Here is a 20,783-nt window from a genome sequence, read left to right as displayed (position 1 = left end):
CTTAAAATAGCGTATCAAACAAAAAAACCACTATGAAAAAGTTAATCGTATTAACCTTAGGGCTTGTTTTTACACAAATATTTTATGCCCAAGACATTAATGACGCCCTAAGATATTCTCAAGATAACATTCAAGGCACCGCCCGTTTTAGAGCTTTAAGTGGCGCCTTTGGAGCTTTAGGAGGCGATATGAGTGCCGTTGGAATAAACCCTGCAGGATCGGCTGTATTTACCGGCAGCCACATCTCAATTTCCCTTGCCAATAACCATTTAAAAAATAACACCCAATATTTTGAAGGACATAGCAAAGCGACCAATTCTAACTTCGATTTAAACCAAACAGGAGCTGCTTTTGTTTTCTACAATGGAAACCAAAATTCCAACTGGAAAAAATTCACCTTGGCCGTGGCCTATGATAAGACTGGCGACTTTGATAACGATTGGCTGGCTCAAGGTACCAGCAACCTTTCTATAGACCGGTACTTCCTGGACAGAACCGAAACAGGGCAATTCCCTTTTGGGGTTTTAACACTACAAAATGGCGAATACCTTGAAGAAGCCTATGCTGATATTGGCACTAACTACGGTTACGATTACCAACAGGTGTTTCTTGGGTATTGGGCCGGTATTATAGATCCTGATGATGATACCGACATGCAAACCACTAATTATATTTCCAATACTGCCCCAGCAACATCTTTTAACCAAGAGCACTACTACGCTTCTTCTGGATACAACGGCAAATTTTCGTTTAATTTTGCCACACAGTTTAAAGACAAACTGTACCTAGGGCTAAATTTAAACTCCCACTTTATCAACTACGATAGTATTACAAGCTTTTACGAAACCAATTCAAACCCAAATTCCTTAGCCAATAACATCCTTTTTGAGAATAGTTTATCTACCATAGGTTCTGGCTTTTCGTTTCAAATAGGCGCCATAGCTAACATTACCAAAAACCTAAGAGCAGGGTTATCTTATGCTTCGCCAACGTGGTATCACATAGAAGAAGAATTAACCCAAAACATCGATTCTAATATGGCCGATCAAGATATTGGCTACATTTCTACGGTTACCAACATATATCCTTCCTATAAACTGCAAACCCCAAGTGAATTTACAGGTAGCTTGGCCTACATTTTCGGGAAATATGGCTTATTGAGCTTTGATTATGCTGTGAAAGACTATGGAAGCATTAAATTCAAACCCACGTCTGATGCCTACTTTTCACATCTTAACCAAAGTATGAGCAACCGTCTAACACTTGCTTCAACCTATAGATTAGGTGGAGAATTTCGCATAAAACAGCTTAGTTTAAGAGCTGGTTATCGCTTTGAAGAGAGCCCTTACGACAACAATGATAACAACGGCAATACCATGAGTGACTTAAACGGTTATTCGCTTGGTTTTGGTTATAGTTTTGGCCGATTTAATTTAGACTTATCTTTCGATCACGCTGCCCGCGAATATGAAAACCAGCTGTATAATGTTGGACTAACCAATAAAGCAAAAATAGATTCGAAAAGCTCTAATGTTATTCTAACACTAGGCTTTAACTTATAACTAATAAATGACTATTTAACCAGTTATTTAAATAGCTTATTATAGAAAAAAGACCTGAGGTGTTAACACTTCAGGTCTTTTCTTTTTACTATACAAATAAGGCACAACCATATAAAACCTGTTTCCTTCCTTCCCTTGTTTAGCATCCTGTAATGCTATAAGCGTACAGTGTTATTTAAAACTAAAAGCTTGATACTTTTTACTTTTCTGATTGGATTTAGGTGTGCCAATAAAAAAAGCCCGAGCATATGCTCGGGCTTTTTATTGTATTCTATTATCTTATCGTTTCAAGCTAAAATGTGCTTTAAACTCCTTGGTGTTTCCACTAATATCTCCCGGCTCGCGGTACTCTACCGTAAACCAATAATCATTGGAAGGCATGTGCTCGCCATTAAAGGTTCCGTCCCAACCTGCTCCGGTTGGGCTAAGTTGCTTTAACAACTTGCCATAGCGATCAAAGATATAAATTTTAGCGTTAAGTTGGTTGCCTATACCGGCAATCTGCCAAGTATCGTTATATCCATCGTTGTTAGGCGTAAAGTACAGCGGGTAGTCCATAACAAATACGGTAGTGCTAGACACACCACAACCATTGGCATCTCTTACCATTATCTCATGCTCGCCAAAGGCTACATCGGTAAAGGTATAGGTGTTGGTGCCGTTGCTTACCCAAGGCCCATGGTCTATACTAAACTCATAGACGCTATTGCCCGTGGCCGTGGCCACAACAACATGGGTATCGGCAAAGGCCTCGGTGGCGGGGTCTGCCGTTACTGCTGGTGGTGCGCTCTCTATAACCGTGGTTGTAAGACTGCTGTTACAACCCGTGGCCAAGTCCTCCACATAAACGGTATAGGTACCGCCTATTAAAGGTTCGTAGCTAGGGTCTGTACTTAATACGGTTGCTGGGTCACCTGCTTCGGTCCATTCAAAAGCGTACAGCGTAGCATCTAGTCCAGTGTCCATAACCGGTACATTGATGACTTCTGTCCCGTTCGTGCCCACACAAAGTACGTATGTGTCTTCTAGAACAAAGGCCGGAACTGGGTTCACCTGAAGGTCAAAAGAGGTCACTTCATAGCAGATGTCCTCTGGTCTGGTATCGTTGTCCACACGTACCCAGATGGTCTGTGGGTTTACGGTATTGAAATACGATGTTGCTCCAGCTATGGCATTGCTGCCTGCTAGTGCATCGGCTTCACTCTCGTAATAGGTCACCGTATAGTCGGTAGCAGCTTGAGCTCCTAGAACCGTAGCATCCTGAGTCGTTAGGTCGAACATCACTGAGTCGTTGCTCGGGTTGCCATCAAATTCCATATTGTCGTCACAGCTAACCAATGGCATCAGCGCATTGGCATTGGCGGCTTCTTGTACTTCTACAAAGAAGCTGGTCGCCACCACATCACAGCCGGTGGTTAGGTTTCTAATTGTTACAAAGATCTCCTGTGGGTTGGCATTGTTGTTTGCATAAGCCGATGGGGTTGCAATTCCGCCAAGGCCAGATTCTGCAGCTGCCAAGGTCTCGTAATAGGTCACCGCAAAGTCCGTAGCGCTCTGACCGTTCAAGGCAATCGCATCCTGAACCGTTAGGTCGAAGGTATATATGCCATCGGTATTGTCCTCACAGGCAATCATATCCTCCAGTACCGCAGTGGCGTCTGGAAGTGGGTGTACCATAATCTCGAACGAGGTGATGTTATAACAGCCCGTGCCCATATCGTTTGTATTGTTGGGGTCGCCTGTGTTTGTAACGCGCACATAAATGGTTTCTACCGGATCTGTATTCTGGTACGCTGTAGGGTCTGCAATAGAGCTGTCCCCAGATGCTGCTCCCGAAAAAGTAGTATGGTAGCTTACCGTTACGTTGGGCTCGCCATTCAATACGGCTTGTTCGTTGATTGTTAGGTCGAAGGTCTCTACCAGGTCGCCAGGGGTATTGTCGTCACATAATTCTATGGGAGACAGGTCTGCGCTGTCGGCTGGTGTAGGCAACGGATCTACTTCTAGGGTCAGTGTTGTTAGGTCGAAACAGCCTGTATCGGTGTTGGTTACCTTCACCCAGATTGTCATTGGTGCTGGCATCGGGTTTGTATAGGCTGTGTAGTCTGCTATAGGTGTATCCGATTGCACATCGGCAAGGGTTTCATAGTAGTCCACCGCCCAGTTCGATACCCCACCGGTGATGGTGCCACTCTGACCGGAAAGGTCGAACGTCGCAATCGCATCGTTGGCATCGGTATCGTCACAGATGGCCAGCGATAGGGCCTCTACCGTGGTTACTGGTACCGGTAATGGGTTAACAATCAAGTCTAGGGTCGTTGTGCTGTAACAGCCTGTTGTTAGGTTTTCTACACGAACGCCCAATGTTGTTGTTCCGCTTGTATAAGCGCCTGGTGTGGCGATGTACGAAGGGGCTGTTGTCCCAATCTCTGCATCGGAAACTAGACCGTAATAGGTTACCTCATAGTCTGCTGCGTTTAGCCCGTCTAAAATCTCGGCATCCATGGTCGGCAGGGCAAAGGTTGTCATGCCGTCTGCGGTGCCGTCGTCATCACAAAGCTCATAGGGCTCTGGGTCGGCTATCTCGGGGGTGGGCAGTACCACTAGGTTTAAGGTAACTATCGTTGGGCAGTTGGTCGCGCCATTAACATAGTCTACCCGAACATGAATGGTCTGGTTTACTACGTTTGACAATGGGCTGCTTTGGGGCAGCACATCGTTTGCGGCATCTTCTGGTGTTAGGTGGAATGTCACATCCAACGTTGGATCGCCACCGGTAATCTCATTTATTGTACTGTCTAAATCGAAGATTCCTAAACCATCATTGTCTGGATCGCAATATTCCAGGTCTGCCGGAACATTGGCCGCCGGGGCGCCCACCACTTCAAGGGTAAGTGTGGTTATATCGAAACAGCCTGTCGCAGCGTTCTCTACACGTACATGTACCACCTCGCCGTTCGTGCCAATATAGGCCGCAGCCGATGGGGCTACTTCTGGGGTGCCGATCTGAGCCGAGGCTAGGTCGTTGTGGTAGGTTACCACATAACCCGCATTGCCGCCGGTAATCTCATTGTTCTTTACCGTAAGGTTCATCTCCGTAATCCCATCAGGGATGTTGTCGTCGCATACAGCCAATGGTGTTGGGGCCACAAGGGTTGGTAATGGGTTAACCACAACCGTGGCCGAGGCTGTTAACATACTTAAGCATGTTGTTCCAAGGTTCTCTACCTGCTCTAGGGTAAGGACTTGGTCTACCGTTACAGCAGCTGCCGTAACTATGGCTTCTCCTGCGGCATCTAAGGTTACTTGAACACTCCCACCGCCATTAATGTTGTAGTCTACAACATCGCCAGCATCGCCCGTGATGGTAAACGAGGCGTCGCCGTTAGGACAGATATCGCCATTGGCCACCACTGTGGCTGTTGGGTTGGGGTTTACTGTTATTGTAGCCGTATCGGTTAATGGGGTGCTACAGCCTGCTGGGCTTGTAACTAGTTCTAACGTTATTGTTTGGTCTGAAACGGCACCTGCTATGGTTACAAGCCCCTCGCCTGTGGTGGCGTCTAGGGTAACTTGTTGGGTGGCACCGCCATTAATAGTATAATCTACAACATCGTCTGGTGTACCGGTTATTGTAAAGATCGCATCCGAACCACTACAAATGTCTGTGTTGGTGGTTAAGGAGGTAATGCTTGGCAAAGGTACTATTGTTACTGTTGCTGTGTCTGTTAAACTGCTGCTACAGGTCGTTGTAGGGTTAGTTACTTGGGTTAGTGTAATGGTTTGGTCCATTGTGGCACCTGCTACCGTTACCACTCCCTCGCCTGTGGTGGCATCTAGGGTGACTTGCTGGGTAGCGCCTCCGTTTACGGTATAATCCACGACATCGCCTGGTGCTCCCGTGATGGTAAAGATGGCATCGGCACCGCTACAGATATCGGTGTTGGTGCTTAATGCGGTGATTACCGGCAGAGGGTCTACCTGAAGGGCCAGTTCGGTTACACTGTGGCAGTTTGTGGTAATATTCTCAACACGTACATAAACCGTTTGCGTGGTTGCTGTGGTATTGGTATAAGCCGTTGGTGTTAATATCTCGCTTGGCGTACCTGGGCCTGTCTCGGCATCTGTCTCATCTTCGTAGTAAGTAATCGCATGGTCTGCGGCTATCAGGCCGTTTAAAATCCCGCCCTCGGATAGGGTCAGGTCGAACGTCCCAAAACCGTCATCGCCAGGGGCGACATTGTCACAGATGGTCTGAGTCTCCGGTAAAATCTCGGGGACTGGGTTTAAAACCAAATTGAAAAGCGGCCCTACAGACACATTGCTACAGCTGGCATCGCTAGCCAGTTCCACACGCACCCAAATGGGCTGACCGGAACTCGAAAATGGGCTACTTAACCAGCCTGTACCGGCATCTGCCGAAGTTTGGCTGTCGTAATAGGTCACCACAAAATCACTTGAGGGCTGTGCTCCCAAAATCGTGGCCGATTGGCTCTCTAAATCGAAGTCTGCGATGCCGTCGTTGCTCGGATCATCACATTGCACTAAATCACCCACTGGATTTATCGTGGGCTCTGGCGTAATGTTTAATGTAAAAGATGACGTCTCGTAGCAACCCGAGCTCTGGTATTCAATTCGAATAAAAATTACTTCACCATCGATACCCGAATAGGCTGCCGGTGTGCCTATCACCCCTGTATCGGCATCGGCATCGGCCTGTGAGTTGTGGTAGGTAACCACCAAATCACTTGCATTAGGAGCGGAAGCTGTAACCACTGGTGTATTTTCTGTCAAGTCAAAAATATAAGGAGGCGCCCCTGGGTTACATAAAAATAAGTTATTAGGCGTTTCTGTTATAATTTCTGGTAATACTGTTATACAAACCTCCTCGGTATACTCACAATCAAAATCATCTGTTACTCGATATGTGTAACAATGTACACCTTCTGTAGTTGGCTGTACTGTAATGGTATTTCCGCTTGTGGAAACTATAGATGGATCTGCATCCCAAGCTTCAGAGGTAATAACAGGTGTAAATGATAGTTCTGGTGGCTGTAAGTTAGGGTCAAATTCTAAGCCCCATGAAAAAATATAACCATTATCAATACTTAAGTTATCAACAACTGTAATACACCAATCACCATTTAACGGACTACCTATCAACGAGTTAAAAGACTCAACAGGCAAATAAGTTCCTGGTTGCCATGAAGCATTTGCGGGACTACCAGCTGTAACTGTTGGAGCATTCGCTAGCGTTACACTTCCAGACATAGAAAAACAATAATCAGCACCTACACCTGGTGTATTTGTTCCATCATCATTTGCCCCTCCAAAATAGGTGCCACTTCCTGCTTGTGTAAATAAATCTGCTGTTTGTCCATTAGGACTTGTTATAATTATATCTAAATCTCCAGAATAAGAGTGCTCTATGTTAAGGCAAATACTTATAAGCTGACTAACATCTGTTAACGTTGCACTTGAATCGTAACAATCTACTGTTACACAAGTTTGGTAAACCGCTCCACTACCATCAGGCAAATATGTTGTACCACTTACTGGTGGTGTACAGTCATTAATAAATTCTGTTGGCGTAACAACACCATCAATTGTTGTTGAGTCTCCAAAACAAAGTACACTATCTGCTGCTTGGGTTCCTGTAAAATCAGGTTCGGTTCCTACTTGTATAACTTGATTTATTAAATTAGTATTTGAGCAACCATCTGGGTTTATTGAGGTATTAGTATCTGTAATATTTAAATTTACTATATATACTCCTGGTGTACTATAAGAAAACGTTGCTGTTTGTCCTGTAGCTGTATTACCATCGCCTAAATCCCATTCATAGGTTGCACCAGTCCCATCGACAGAGAAGTTTCCGCTACCTGTTAAAGTAATGTCTTCATCAGGACAAACACGTATGTAACCGTCTGCATTAGGTGCTGGAGATGCACTATCTAACTGAGATGTTATGGTTTGACATGGTGTTAAACAATTTATTGTTGCTTCCCAACCTGAACCATTTCCTGTGCCATCACTAGTAAACTCTATCGTTAAACAGCCAGAAGGATTGTTAGGTGTTGCTTGAACTAAGCCAGGACTATCATTTGGCCCCCCTGAAAAAGTTCCAAATGCATTGGCTGTTGTATCTGGACCATCATAAATGACCATGGTATCGGTATTTATCTGAGTATTAAAAACCGTAAAATCAAGCTGTACTTGTTGCCCTGGATTTTCAGGACAAATGGTATATACAAAACTTTCGCCATCACCATAATTACCTGTGGCACCGCCCGAGTCGTAAAACATGCCCGAACATTGGCTAGATGTACCGTTTTGCATTAGAACGTCTTGCGAAAAGACCGTTGCGCTAAATAAAAGTGCTATTAAAAGGGGTATTATCTTTTTCATAAGAAGTCTTTATTTTTTCACTCGTTGGTGTTGAGATTTAATAATAATAAAGTAGTTGGTATTGTCTACACGATACATGTGAGACCCACGGGCATAAAAATTAAAATTATACTTTAGAGGATTAAACGTTTGTTGGTTAAATACCAAGTCACGTTTTAAATCTGGTACATAATTATTAAACAAAGAAACCTCCGATAACAGCGGACATGGTTTTTGATCGTTTGGGTTTGGTATTTCCTGATACACGACCCTATTTCTTAAAAGATGCTTAATATCCTTTAAGCGCTGTGGCCTATTTAAAACATAAGCTTCCAGTTTATCGCCATATACTTCTTCTAACTGTTGCTTTTCTTTAAAGGTTAAAGGTGCCGCTACATTATCACCATATTGCACTACTTTTAAAGGTACTTTATTTTGCCTTTGCTGATTTTGAGCTACTAAGGTGGTTACAAATAGGCATTGTAACACCGCAAATAGCATAACTATCTTTTTCATAATATTAAACTAAATACCAAGCCACTATATAAGGAGTAGCTTTACTTTATTAAGGTTTTGTTAAAAAATCGAGCCGAAATTTAAGAAAATTTTATCTAAAAGTTAGTTAATTTTTAAGTGTTTTCAAAATAAAACAAAACGCCATAAAGCAATACTTAGGTGAATTTCTTATCTTTGCCGATTAAATATCATATATCCTATTGCATGAAATTTGACAGTAAAATAGAGGAGTTCGAGTCGTTAGGAGATGCCCATATAGGCACGTCTTCCGATACGCCATTACGAAAAGATGCTTTTACGCTTTCCAATGAAGAAAAGATTGACATCATAAAAGATGATGTAAGACACATTATGGAAACCTTAGGGTTAGATTTAAGCGACGACAGTCTTAAAGGTACCCCCATGCGTGTGGCAAAAATGTATGTTAAAGAAATTTTTGGCGGGTTAAACCCGAACACCAAACCCAAGGCATCAACCTTCGACAACAAATATAAGTATGGTGAAATGTTGGTAGAAAAAAACATTACAGTTTACTCTACCTGCGAGCACCACTTATTGCCCATAGTTGGCAAGGCTCATGTTGCCTACATTTCGAACGGTACTGTTGTTGGCTTGTCTAAAATGAATCGTATTGTAGACCATTTTGCCAAACGCCCACAAGTACAAGAGCGTCTAACCATTCAAATTGTTAGAGAGCTTCAAAAGGTTTTAAATACCGAAGATGTTGCTTGTGTTATCGATGCTAAGCATTTGTGCGTAAACTCTAGAGGCATTCGCGATGTTGACAGCAGTACGGTAACCTCTGAATTTGGAGGAAAATTTAAAGAGAAGGAAACACGCCGAGAGTTTTTGGATTATATTAAATTAGACACCTCGTTTTAAAGTAATGCCCATGCAGCTATACACCACGCAAACCATAAAAATTTACAATTCCCTTACGGGAGAAAAAGCCGTTTTTAAACCTATTAATACCGGCCACGTGGGCATGTATGTTTGTGGGCCAACGGTTTATAGCAATGTTCATTTAGGCAATGTACGGACCTTTATGTCTTTCGACATGATTTTCAGGTACCTAAAACACCTAGGGTACAAAGTACGCTATGTAAGAAACATTACAGATGCCGGGCATTTAGAAAACGATGCCGATGTGGGTGAAGACCGCATTGCCAAAAAAGCCCGCCTAGAGGAAATAGAACCTATGGAAGTGGTGCAACGCTATACAGTAGATTTCCATAACATTCTTAACAAATTTAATTTTTTACCGCCAAGCATCGAGCCTACAGCAACAGGCCATATTATTGAGCAAATAGAGCTGGTAAAAAGCATTATAGAAAATGGGTTTGCCTACGAAGTAAACGGGTCGGTTTATTTTGATGTGCTAAAATTTAACAAAACCAACCATTACGGAAAACTAAGCAAACGAAATGTGGAAGACTTAATCCACAACACCAGAGTTTTGGATGGGCAAAGCGATAAAAAGAACCCACAGGATTTTGCGCTTTGGAAAAAAGCCGAACCCCAACACATTATGCGTTGGCCTTCGCCTTGGAGCGATGGCTTTCCAGGGTGGCACCTAGAATGTACCGCCATGAGTACAAAGTACCTAGGCGACCATTTCGATATTCACGGCGGTGGTATGGATCTCAAGTTTCCGCACCACGAATGTGAAATTGCACAAAACGAAGCAGCCAAAGGGCAAAGCCCCGTAAACTACTGGATGCATGCCAACATGCTTATCATGAACGGCAAGAAAATGGCAAAATCTACCGGGAATTTTATTTTGCCAAACGAAATATTTACTGGCGACAACCCGCACATCACCAAAGCCTTTTCGCCAAGTGTTGCCCGATTTTTTATGCTGCAAGCCCACTACAGAAGTGTTCTTGACTTTACCAACGATGGCCTTTTGGCCAGCGAAAAAGGCTTTAACCGCCTTATGGAAGCCATTCAAGCATTAGACGGCCTGCAAACCAGCAACACATCGACCTTCGATGTTTTGGCTTGGCAACAGAAATGCTACGATGCCATGAACGACGATTTTAATACCCCCATATTAATCGCTCATTTGTTTGAAGCCGTAAAGCACATTAACCAAGTTAACGACGGTTCTGCCAGCATAACACAAAACGACCTAGATACCTTAAAGACAACCATGCACAGTTTTGTGTTTGATATTTTAGGACTACAATCGCAATCGACTAGCGAAAATGCCCAATCGGAAGATAAATTGTCGCAAGTTGTAGAACTTCTTATTAAAATGCGCCAAGAGGCCAGAGCCAATAAGGACTTTAAACTATCCGACCAGATTAGGGACCAATTGGCCGCCATGGGCATTCAACTTAAAGACGGTAAAGAAGGGACAACCTTTACTGTAAACTAACCGGTACGATGAGGCGTTTTGTTATAGCTCCATTTATTTTTTTAGTGAAGTTTTACCAAAACGCCATATCCCCTTTTTTTCCGGCCACCTGCCGTTACCAACCCACCTGTTCGCATTATACCATAGAGGCCTTAACAAAGCACGGCCTTTGGCACGGAGGCAAATTGGCCTTAAAACGTATTTTTAGCTGCCATCCCTGGGGTGGTTCTGGATACGACCCGGTTCCCGACCCTAAACATCAAAAAAATAACAATTAACGTTTTGTTGGCTACCATTGCCTTTTCATTACAGCACATTTGTATATCTTTACGTAACGAAAAACTTAACTATGCACACCCTAAAATTCGACTGGAACCCTATAACAGGTATTGATATTGCCGGAAATTTTAAACTTCATTTTTATAGCATGATGTGGATTGTGGCCTTTCTATTAGGTTGGCACATTATGAAACGTATTTTTAATCGTGAAAAGGTAAAGCTTGAATACCTAGATCCCCTTTTTATCTATACCGTTTTAGCCACCATGATTGGCGCTAGACTGGGACATGTTTTATTTTATCAATCGGAGTTAATCTCGCAAGATTTCTTCAGTATTTTTCTACCCTTTAGGTTTAAACCAGAGTTCGAATTTACCGGTTTTCAAGGTTTGGCAAGCCACGGTGCTGCAATAGGCATTATTATTGGCATGTACCTATACCGAAAAAAATATACCTACAAATCCCTTATGTGGATTTTAGACCGCATTGTGCTGCCTGTTTCGGCAGGTGCTGTTTTTATTCGTATTGGTAATTTTATCAATTCTGAAATTATAGGGAAAGTAACCGATTCTGCCTTTGGTGTACGCTTTATTCAAGAGGCTTACAACAAATACGAAGTGGTTAAATTAACCAGCATACAGCCTGCACAAGACGCCTATAATGCCATAGCCACCAACCCAGAATTTAGCCATTTGTTAGCGGCTGTCCCCTACAGACACCCGTCGCAACTTTACGAATCGTTTTGCTATATTTTTGTCTTTTTAATCCTTTGGTTTGTTTACACCAAAACGAAAAAGGCCGAGCAAACAGGATTTCTTTTCGGGTTGTTTTTAATCCTGTTGTGGAGCATACGTTTCTTTGTCGAATTTTCTAAAGAACCGCAAGGCGACGAATACATTAATTGGTTGGGACTAAACACCGGCCAGTGGCTTAGTATACCATTTATATTAATTGGCCTGTATTTCATGTTTTTATACAAGAAAAAACCTGCCCATGCATAAATTATTAAAAAACCATGTAGCCCCTGCCCTACTGGTCAGTGCCGTTTCTTTATCGAGCATTGCATGCAAAGAGGATAAAGCGCCTGCTTTAAAGCCAACCAAGATAAGCTTTAAAAAGGAAGGCGAGCTCACCATTTTAAAAGCAAAAACCGACTCGGTATTGGCGCATTTGGATATTGAAATTGCCAAAACCAGTTACGAGACCCAAACAGGTTTAATGTACCGAAACACTTTAAAGCCCAACCATGGGATGTTGTTTATTTTTGAAGATGTATCGCCGCGGTATTTTTATATGAAGAACACGCTAATCCCTTTGGATATTATTTATTTAGACGATAAGCAAGTTGTGGTTAGCATTCAGAAGAACGCCAAACCTCTAGATGAAAGCTCACTCCCCTCTAAGGTGCCTGCAAAGTACGTTCTGGAAGTTAATGCTGGCCTTTCCGAGACTTGGCAGCTTAGCCAAGGCGATCGTATTAAATTCACCGAAAGCAGCAACTAAAAAAAACACTTTAAGCTTGGCTAACGCTTTTTACGCAAAGCCATAAAAAAAGCCCTTCAAGAGTTCTTGAAGGGCTTTTTTGTACATAATTTATTTACCTAGGCTTGTGCCTCTTCTTCAGCAGGCGTTTCCTCCTTTTTTCTTAAGGCTTCTTTGGCATCTCCCTTTTTAACCGAATCGTACATGATTGGTGTTGCAATAAACAACGATGAGTAGGTACCAACGATAACCCCTATAATTAAAGCAAACATAAAGCCTCTAATCGAGTCGCCACCAAAAACAAAAATGGATAACAACACCACCAAAGTTGTTAAAGAGGTGTTTAGCGTTCTACTTAATGTGCTGCTTAAAGACACGTTAATTACTTTGTCGAAATCCCAGCTTGTGTGCTCGTTAAAGAATTCACGAATTCTATCGAAAACAACCACGGTATCGTTTAACGAGTATCCAATTACGGTAAGGATTGCCGCAATAAAGGCCTGGTCTATTTCCATAGTAAATGGCATGAATTTGTACGTTAAAGAGAAAATCCCTAAAACGATAAGTACATCGTGGAATACTGCTGCCACAGCACCAAGCGAGAATTGCCATCTTTTAAAACGGAATAAGATATAAAGGAACACCACTATTAGCGAACCTAAAATAGCCCAGAACGAATCCTTTTTAATATCGTCGGCAATGGTTGGGCTTACTTTGTAGTATTTCATTAAGCCTACAGACTTGTGAGCGTCGTCGCTAATAAACTCGTCGTAGCTTACGCCTTCAAAGTGAGGTTGTAGGGCATTGTATAAGTCTTGTCTTATTTCTTCATCAATTTCTGTACCTACTTCGTTCACCTTGTACTTGGTGGTGATTTTTAATTGGTTGGCACTTCCAAATGTTTTAGCATCGGCACTTCCAAATACTTCGTTTAAGGTTGATGTAATTTCAGAAGCGCTAATGTCTTCAGCAAAACGCACTTGGTATGTTCTACCTCCAACAAAGTCTACCCCTTGGTCTAAGCCATTTGTAAACAACGATCCTAAACTTACAACAATTAAAATGGCAGATGCCACGTAAGCTGTTTTACGCTTGGTAAGGAAGTTAATGTTAATGTTTCTGAATAGGTTTTTAGTAATTCCCGTAGAGAACTCCAGTTTTCCACCTCTGCCTACATACCAGTCTACGATTAAACGCGTGATAAAAATAGCGGTGAATAACGATGTACCAATACCTATAAGTAAGGTGGTAGCAAATCCTTTAATTGGTCCCGTACCAAAAATAAATAAGATTAAAGCCGTTAGACCTGTTGTAATGTTGGCATCTAGAATGGATGATAACGCATTGGCAAATCCATCTTTTACTGCTTCTTTTTGATCTTTTCCTTTGTAAAGTTCTTCCCTTACACGCTCAAAAATAAGTACGTTGGCATCAACCGACATCCCTATGGTTAAAACAATACCTGCAATACCCGGTAATGTTAGTACGGCGCCTAATCCTGATAGGATACCAAAAATTAATAAGATATTAAATAGCATTGCGATATCTGCAAAAAGTCCTGCTTTTCCGTAGTAGAATAACATCCAGATTAAAACAACGGCTAAAGCGATTAAGAACGATAGTTTACCGCTATCTATAGCTTCTTGCCCTAATGACGGCCCTACCACTTCACCTTGAATAATATCTGCTGAAGCCGGTAATTTACCTGCGCGAAGTACGTTTGCAAGGTCGGTTGCCTCGTTTAACGAAAACTCCCCTGAAATTTGAGAGTTTCCTCCAGAAATGGCTCCTGTAGTTACTCCCGGTGCCGAATACACCACGTTATCAAGTACGATGGCAATCTGGCTTTGTTGTTGGTAAGCTTTTCCAGTTAATTCTTCCCAAACTTTAGCGCCTTTAGAGTTCATTTGCATAGAAACCACAGGCTTCCCTGTTGGTCCGTACTCTTGTCTTGCATCTGTTACTACGGCTCCACTTAACGGCGGTACATTATCGCGGTTTCCAATTAAAGCATATAGGTCTAGAATCTCGCTATCGGTTGCTGGCTTACCAAAAAGAAATTTCACATCGCGAAGTTCTGCTGGTAGTAAAGCTCTAACTTGCGGCATGTTTAAATACGCCTCTACTTGGTCTTTATCCTTAACGGCAAATTGTGCTACAATAGGCCCGCCTTGATAGCCAAACCCACGTATTAGTTTCCCTATAGGGTTGTTTTCTACAATTGTAGAATCTGGATCTTCTCCTAACAGGTCGGCAATCTTATCATCTTCGGTTTGCTCGGTATCGTCTACAGACTCTTCAGTTTCATTAGAAGCGGCTTCCTCTTGTGCTTCCATATTTTTCAAGAGTTCGTTGGCTTCGTTTAAAAAGCCTAAAAACTGCTCGCCTTTGTAGGCTTCCCAGAACTCTAACTGTGCTGTGCTTTGTAATAATTTTATAGCACGTTCTTTATCTTTTACACCAGGTAGTTCTACTAAAATACGCCCAGAGTTCCCTAAACGTTGAATGCTTGGCGACACAACACCAAACTCATCGATACGTTTACGCAACACTTCGAATGCAGAAACGATAGATTCGTCAATTTTTCTTTCGATAATAGGCTTTACCTCATCATCAGACATATCGAAAGTAATCTCTTCGCTTAAGGTTCTGTTGGCAAAAATTTCTGGTGCTGCCAATTTTTTATCGCCTTTAATGGCATCGAAAGCCACAAAGAAATCTTCTAAATAGGTGTTCTGGCTATTTTTTTGAAGCTCGGAAGCATCGTCCAAAGCTTTGTTAAACACAGGGTCTTTACTGTAGTTGGCAAGACCTTTTAAGATGTCTTTTACAGATACTTGTAAAATAACACTAACCCCACCTTTAAGGTCCAAGCCAAGGTTCATGGCGTTTTCCTTAACTTCATTGTATGTATAATCGGCAAATCCTAAATTAAATACTTTCTCGCTGGAAATCGAGTCTAGATAGGTTCTTTCCGCTTCAAAATCTCCATTTGAGAGCGCTTGCGCTTCGTTTTCAACACTGTTGGCTTTGAATGTGAATGATAATTGATAAATACTTACCAAACCAAACAAAATAGCAAACAGTTTTACTAATCCTTTATTTTGCATGTTTTAATTGTTTTAAGTCAAAGTTACTATTCAATATCTTAAATACCTTGACTGTTTTTGTTTAAGTTTAAACTTGAGTAATGATGTTTTTTTTTGAATGATGTTAGAAGTTTACTAACATATTGGTCCAGCTCTTACATCTGGAATATCTTGCGAAGTCTTTTCTATGGTGTCTTCTACTGCTTTAAAAACTTTTAAAGCTACTTTAAAAGTGTTGTTGGCAGCAGCCACCTGAGTATTTTTTTTATAAAGCGTGTTTACTTTTGGCGAGTGAAAACGATCAAAATCCTGCTTGGCACTTAGCATGCATTTTCCATTCAGTCCCGAAGTTTCTAAATCGTTATTTTGAAGCTCGTAAACCTCTAGCTTATAATCTTTTTCATTTAAAGGTTTTGGCTGCTTAGAATGTGATGCATAGCCTACTTCTAAATGCTTATCGTTTACCAGCAGATTTTTTACACTAGAAACATCTGTAGGGCTGTAATAGGTTATTTTTAGCGTTCCTTTGTCTAACTCATGAACCTTAACCGAGGCGGCGCCTATGCTTTGAAGCTGATTTTTTACCAGTACAATAGCACGTTGGGCTTCATCAGATGTTGTGTTTTCATCTGTGAAATTTAATATGATTTCCTGATTAGGATGCGCCCCATTATATTGCGATAATCCTAATACAGAAAGAACAATTAATAAAGCACCAAGGTACCATTTTACTTTCATGCGCCAAATATAAAAAAAAGACTGTATTTCTACAGTCTTTACTTATAAATATCTATTTAATTTTTAGAATATTATAAGGCTAATAAACCATTGGTTTTCTTAACCCCTTCAGCACTTTCTGTTAGATGTGCTTTTTCGGCATCGCTTAATTCAATTTCTACAATTTTCTCAATACCGTTACGTCCTAAAATAACAGGCACACCTATTGAAAGGTCGTTTAACCCATACTCTCCTTCTAATAAGGCCGAACACGGATACATTTTCTTTTGGTCGCAGGCAATGGCTTGAACCAAACCGCTTACGGCTGCTCCTGGTGCATACCAAGCCGATGTTCCTAGTAGTTTAGTTAAGGTTGCCCCACCTACTTTGGTATCTTCTTTTACTTGGTTTAAGCGCTCGTCTGATAAAAACTCGGTTACCTTAACGCTGTTTCTTGTAGCGTGTGCGGTTAATGGCACCATTCCTTTATCGCTATGACCACCAATTACCATACCGTCTACATCGCTAATTGGAGCCTCTAGAGCTTCTGCCAATCTGTACTTAAAACGTGCAGAGTCTAACGCACCGCCCATTCCAATAATTCTGTTTTTTGGTAAATTGGTTGTTTTATGCACCAAATATGTCATGGTATCCATTGGGTTACTCACAACAATTATAATGGTATTTGGAGAGTGTTGAATTAAACTAGACGATACGGTTTTAACAATCCCGGCATTAATGCCTATTAACTCTTCTCTGGTCATGCCTGGTTTACGCGGAATTCCAGATGTAATTACGCAAATATCGCTATCTGCTGTTTTGGCATAGTCGTTTGTTACACCGGTAATTTTAGTATCGAAACCATTTAACGAAGCGGTTTGCATTAAATCCATGGCTTTTCCTTCGGCAAAACCTTCTTTAATGTCCAATAATACCACTTCCGATGCAAAGTTTTTAATGGCTATATATTCGGCACAACTAGCACCTACTGCTCCTGCTCCAACTACTGTTACTTTCATTTGTTTATTAAAATTTTAAATTATTTTGTGTTGATTTTCAAGACAGCGAAAATACGAATTATTATGCTGTAAATAAAAAAGCGCAGGACTAAATCCTACACTTTTACTGTTTTAACCTAAGCTATGGCCCTAAAATGAAACATTAAGTCCCAATACCGCACTATTAAACGCTGCCAGGGTATAATCTAGGTTTAGCCCAAAAAAGCCTAGTTTAAGATTGGCGCCAAGTGTTGCACGCACACCAGACACATCTTTCTCTATAGAAAACGGATCCTTTATTTCTTGGGAAAACAACACGCCGTCAGACACCACATAGCTTCCCAACAAATCGGAGGTTGTTGTTCCTGTCATATACCCCAAACCGCCATAAACATTAATAACCTTTAGTTTTGTTGACACAATCATTTCAAACAACCATGTATTAACATCGGTTTCTATACGCTGTTTGCTCCCAGCCACTATTTCGGTGTCGGTGAAATCGTATGCGCCATCTAAGTGCGTGTAAGCAATTAAGCCCGAAATGGCTACAGGAAACAGCTTGTCGGCTGGTAAAAAGGTAGTGAATTCTTGTTGTAGCCCCACCCCATACAAGCTTACTTTAGCATCTTCTACATTGGTTTTTGGAAAAAACCGCCCTTTTATCTGCGTGCCTTTAAACGGTGAGAACGCTGCTTGAACAAAGGCCGTAGGAATGAAATTAACAGACGTAGCTCCCAAGCCTGTTGGCAGGGTTAGAGTGGTTTCTTGCTGCCCAAAAATGGGGTCGTCGTAAGTTATAACCACGCTAATGCCTGGATCGTTATGCCCCAAGGCCGTGGCTACCTGCTTGGATGTACTGCCATCGGAAAACCGCACGTTTTCATAATCGGATGCCTGCATGGTAAACGATTTATGCTTGTCTTTTATAAAAATGGCATTGCCTATAACAGAAATTTCAAAGCCAAATCGTTTTAAGGCCTTCCCGCTATTAAACCAGCCGTTGTTAATGCCATACCCTAAACCATCGCTAGCGGGCGCTATGTAATGCGAAGTAAATGTTTTGGCGTCGTTAATGCCTGCGGCCATTAAGTCGTTTATGTTTTCTTGGGCAAACCCTGTTAAGCCCATTAAAAAGACTGCAAAAGTTGTTTTTATGCTATTCATATATAAGTAGGTTGTTGTTTTTAATTTTAAAAGTAGCACATATTTATTAAACGAAAAACACCTTTGCAGATTGCAAAGGTGTTTTTATTAGTTTTAGTTTAAAAATTGTCATGCGCTGTTTTTAGATTCCTTTTTAAGTGAAGAACAGCCGCAATTTAATTACACATCTATATTGGCATAAACGGCATTCTTTTCAATAAAATCTCTACGCGGTGGTACCTCATCGCCCATTAGCATTGAAAAGATTCTATCGGCCTCGCTACCATTGTCTATATTTACTTGACGTAGGGTTCTAAACTCGGGGTTCATGGTTGTGTCCCAAAGTTGCTCGGCGTTCATCTCTCCAAGACCTTTGTATCGTTGCACACTTACACTTCCGCCAAATTCCTCGGCAATGCCGTCACGTTCTTTATCATTCCAAGCATATCGTTTTTTATTCCCTTTCTTAACCAAATACAATGGTGGTGTGGCAATATACACATGGCCATTTTCGATAAGTTCTTTCATGTAGCGGAAGAAGAACGTTAGGATTAAAGTGGCAATATGGCTACCATCGATATCGGCATCACACATAATTACAATTTTATGGTAACGTAATTTAGACAGGTTAAGTGCCTTACTATCTTCTTCGGTCCCGATGGTTACTCCTAATGCGGTAAAGATGTTCTTGATTTCTTCATTTTCAAAAACCTTGTGTGACATGGCTTTTTCTACGTTCAGGATTTTACCTCGTAAGGGTAGAATGGCCTGAAACTTTCGGTCACGACCTTGTTTGGCGGTTCCACCTGCCGAATCACCCTCTACCAAAAACACTTCGCACTGGGCCGGGTCTTGTTCTGAACAGTCACTTAACTTCCCTGGCAAGCCTCCTATGCTCATAACCGTTTTACGCTGAACCATTTCACGGGCTTTCTGTGCGGCGTGGCGTGCCTGAGCTGCTAGAATTACTTTCTGAACAATGGTTTTCGCATCGTCTGGGTGTTCTTCTAAATAATCGGTAAGCATTTCTGAAACCGCTTGGCTAACAGAGGCCGATACTTCGCGGTTACCTAGTTTGGTTTTGGTTTGCCCTTCAAATTGTGGCTCTGCTACTTTTACCGATACAATGGCTGTTAATCCTTCGCGGAAATCATCGCCAGAAATATCGAATTTAAGTTTATCCAACATGCCAGACTCGTCGGCATATTTTTTTAAGGTATGTGTTAACCCTCGACGGAATCCTGTTAAATGCGTTCCCCCTTCGTGGGTATTAATATTGTTTACGTAAGAGTGAAGATTTTCGGCATACGAGGTGTTGTAAACCATGGCCACTTCTACTGGAATATCGTTTTTCTCACCTTCAAAAGCAATCACTTTTTTAATTAAAGGCTCACGATTGCCATCTAAAAACTGAACAAATTCCTTTAAGCCATTTTCCGAATGAAAAACTTCCCCTTCAAACTCACCAGCTTCGGTTTTGTGGCGTTTATCGGTAAGTACAATGGTAATGCCTTTGTTCAAATAAGCCAACTCCCGCATTCTGCTCGCTAACGTATCGTAGCTATACTCTAGGGTTTGCTGAAAAATATCTGGATCTGGTTTAAAGGTCACCACGGTTCCTCTTAAATCGGTATCACCTATGGCTTTAACAGGATAAAGAGCTTTTCCTCTTTCGTACTCCTGCTCCCATATTTTTCCATCTCTATAAACCGTTGCTCTTAAATGGGTAGATAACGCGTTAACACAGCTTACCCCTACCCCGTGCAAACCACCGGAAACCTTGTAAGAATCCTTGTCGAATTTTCCTCCGGCACCAATCTTGGTCATAACCACCTGAAGTGCAGAAACGCCTTCTTTTTTATGGATATCTACAGGAATACCACGCCCGTTATCTTCGGTGGTGATGGAGTTATCTTCGTTAATGGTTACTTTAATGGTGTCGCAATGTCCAGCTAATGCTTCATCAATCGAGTTATCCACAACTTCATATACCAGGTGGTGCAATCCTCTGGTTCCCACATCTCCAATATACATCGACGGACGCATGCGCACGTGTTCAATCCCTTCTAGGGCCTGAATACTATCGGCGGAATACTGTTTTTTAGCTTCTTCGCTCATATATTTTCTTTTGATTATTTTTTAAGGTTATGCCATAAAAAAATGCACTTTTTGTGCATTTGTTCTACCACTTTCAAATATACAAAACTTTAAGGCTTTATTAAAGCTTTTAAGCGCCTTAAGTTAAAATTTAT

Annotated in this window: 13 protein-coding genes; 6 read left to right on the top strand and 7 right to left on the bottom strand. The window is 41.7% G+C overall.

Annotation, left to right across the window (positions count from 1 at the left end):
- Positions 1-32: 32 nt before the first annotated feature.
- Positions 33-1,562, top strand: a complete 1,530-nt coding sequence (locus IA57_RS08975; RefSeq protein WP_036122265.1) for an OmpP1/FadL family transporter — start codon at positions 33-35, stop codon at positions 1,560-1,562.
- Between the two features lie 279 nt (positions 1,563-1,841).
- On the opposite strand, the gene IA57_RS12375 is transcribed toward IA57_RS08975, so the two are convergent.
- Together IA57_RS12375 and IA57_RS12370 are read right to left on the bottom strand one after the other, a co-directional pair.
- Positions 1,842-7,970 (bottom strand): T9SS type B sorting domain-containing protein, encoded by a 6,129-nt coding sequence (locus tag IA57_RS12375; protein ID WP_084176743.1) that lies wholly within the window; start codon positions 7,968-7,970, stop codon positions 1,842-1,844.
- Between the two features lie 9 nt (positions 7,971-7,979).
- Complete coding sequence (locus tag IA57_RS12370) at positions 7,980-8,465, bottom strand: hypothetical protein (RefSeq protein WP_051881022.1); 486 nt, start codon at positions 8,463-8,465, stop codon at positions 7,980-7,982.
- Between the two features lie 204 nt (positions 8,466-8,669).
- Between IA57_RS12370 and folE the strand changes: the two genes are divergently transcribed.
- The 5 genes from folE to IA57_RS08940 all read left to right on the top strand — a co-directional run bounded on the left by folE (position 8,670) and on the right by IA57_RS08940 (position 12,605).
- Positions 8,670-9,347 (top strand): GTP cyclohydrolase I FolE, encoded by a 678-nt coding sequence (gene folE / locus IA57_RS08960; RefSeq protein ID WP_036122263.1) that lies wholly within the window; start codon positions 8,670-8,672, stop codon positions 9,345-9,347.
- A 10-nt stretch (positions 9,348-9,357) separates the two neighbouring features.
- On the top strand, positions 9,358-10,845 hold the full coding sequence (gene cysS, locus IA57_RS08955) for a cysteine--tRNA ligase (protein ID WP_036123268.1): 1,488 nt from the start codon (positions 9,358-9,360) through the stop codon (positions 10,843-10,845).
- Between the two features lie 8 nt (positions 10,846-10,853).
- Positions 10,854-11,102 carry a membrane protein insertion efficiency factor YidD gene (gene yidD / locus IA57_RS08950; RefSeq protein WP_036122260.1) on the top strand — a complete coding sequence of 83 codons (249 nt, stop codon included), beginning with the start codon at positions 10,854-10,856 and terminating at the stop codon, positions 11,100-11,102.
- A gap of 71 nt (positions 11,103-11,173) precedes the next feature.
- Positions 11,174-12,103, top strand: coding sequence for a prolipoprotein diacylglyceryl transferase (lgt, locus tag IA57_RS08945; protein WP_036122254.1), 930 nt, complete (start codon positions 11,174-11,176; stop codon positions 12,101-12,103).
- Positions 12,096-12,605, top strand: a complete 510-nt coding sequence (locus IA57_RS08940; protein WP_036122246.1) for a DUF192 domain-containing protein — start codon at positions 12,096-12,098, stop codon at positions 12,603-12,605. The genes lgt and IA57_RS08940 overlap by 8 nt, the downstream gene beginning before the upstream one ends.
- Before the next feature lie 98 nt (positions 12,606-12,703).
- Here the strand turns inward: IA57_RS08940 and secDF are convergent, their stop codons facing one another.
- From secDF to gyrB, 5 genes are all read right to left on the bottom strand, one after another.
- Positions 12,704-15,694 (bottom strand): protein translocase subunit SecDF, encoded by a 2,991-nt coding sequence (gene secDF, locus IA57_RS08935; protein ID WP_036122242.1) that lies wholly within the window; start codon positions 15,692-15,694, stop codon positions 12,704-12,706.
- Positions 15,695-15,808: 114 nt separating this feature from the next.
- The gene (locus IA57_RS08930) at positions 15,809-16,411 is read right to left on the bottom strand and encodes a hypothetical protein (RefSeq protein ID WP_036122240.1); all 603 of its coding nucleotides are present in this window, start codon (positions 16,409-16,411) and stop codon (positions 15,809-15,811) included.
- Positions 16,412-16,482: 71 nt separating this feature from the next.
- Complete coding sequence (gene mdh, locus IA57_RS08925; RefSeq protein WP_036122237.1) at positions 16,483-17,409, bottom strand: malate dehydrogenase; 927 nt, start codon at positions 17,407-17,409, stop codon at positions 16,483-16,485.
- Between the two features lie 129 nt (positions 17,410-17,538).
- The gene (locus IA57_RS08920) at positions 17,539-18,552 is read right to left on the bottom strand and encodes a DUF6588 family protein (protein ID WP_036123265.1); all 1,014 of its coding nucleotides are present in this window, start codon (positions 18,550-18,552) and stop codon (positions 17,539-17,541) included.
- Positions 18,553-18,711: 159 nt separating this feature from the next.
- On the bottom strand, positions 18,712-20,649 hold the full coding sequence (gene gyrB / locus IA57_RS08915; RefSeq protein WP_036122235.1) for a DNA topoisomerase (ATP-hydrolyzing) subunit B: 1,938 nt from the start codon (positions 20,647-20,649) through the stop codon (positions 18,712-18,714).
- Positions 20,650-20,783: the final 134 nt, after the last annotated feature.

The sequence above is a fragment of the Mangrovimonas yunxiaonensis genome (assembly GCF_000733475.1).
Classification (GTDB): domain Bacteria; phylum Bacteroidota; class Bacteroidia; order Flavobacteriales; family Flavobacteriaceae; genus Mangrovimonas; species Mangrovimonas yunxiaonensis.
Note: the sequence above shows the minus strand (reverse complement) of the source record. Positions and strands in the feature narration are given on the sequence as shown.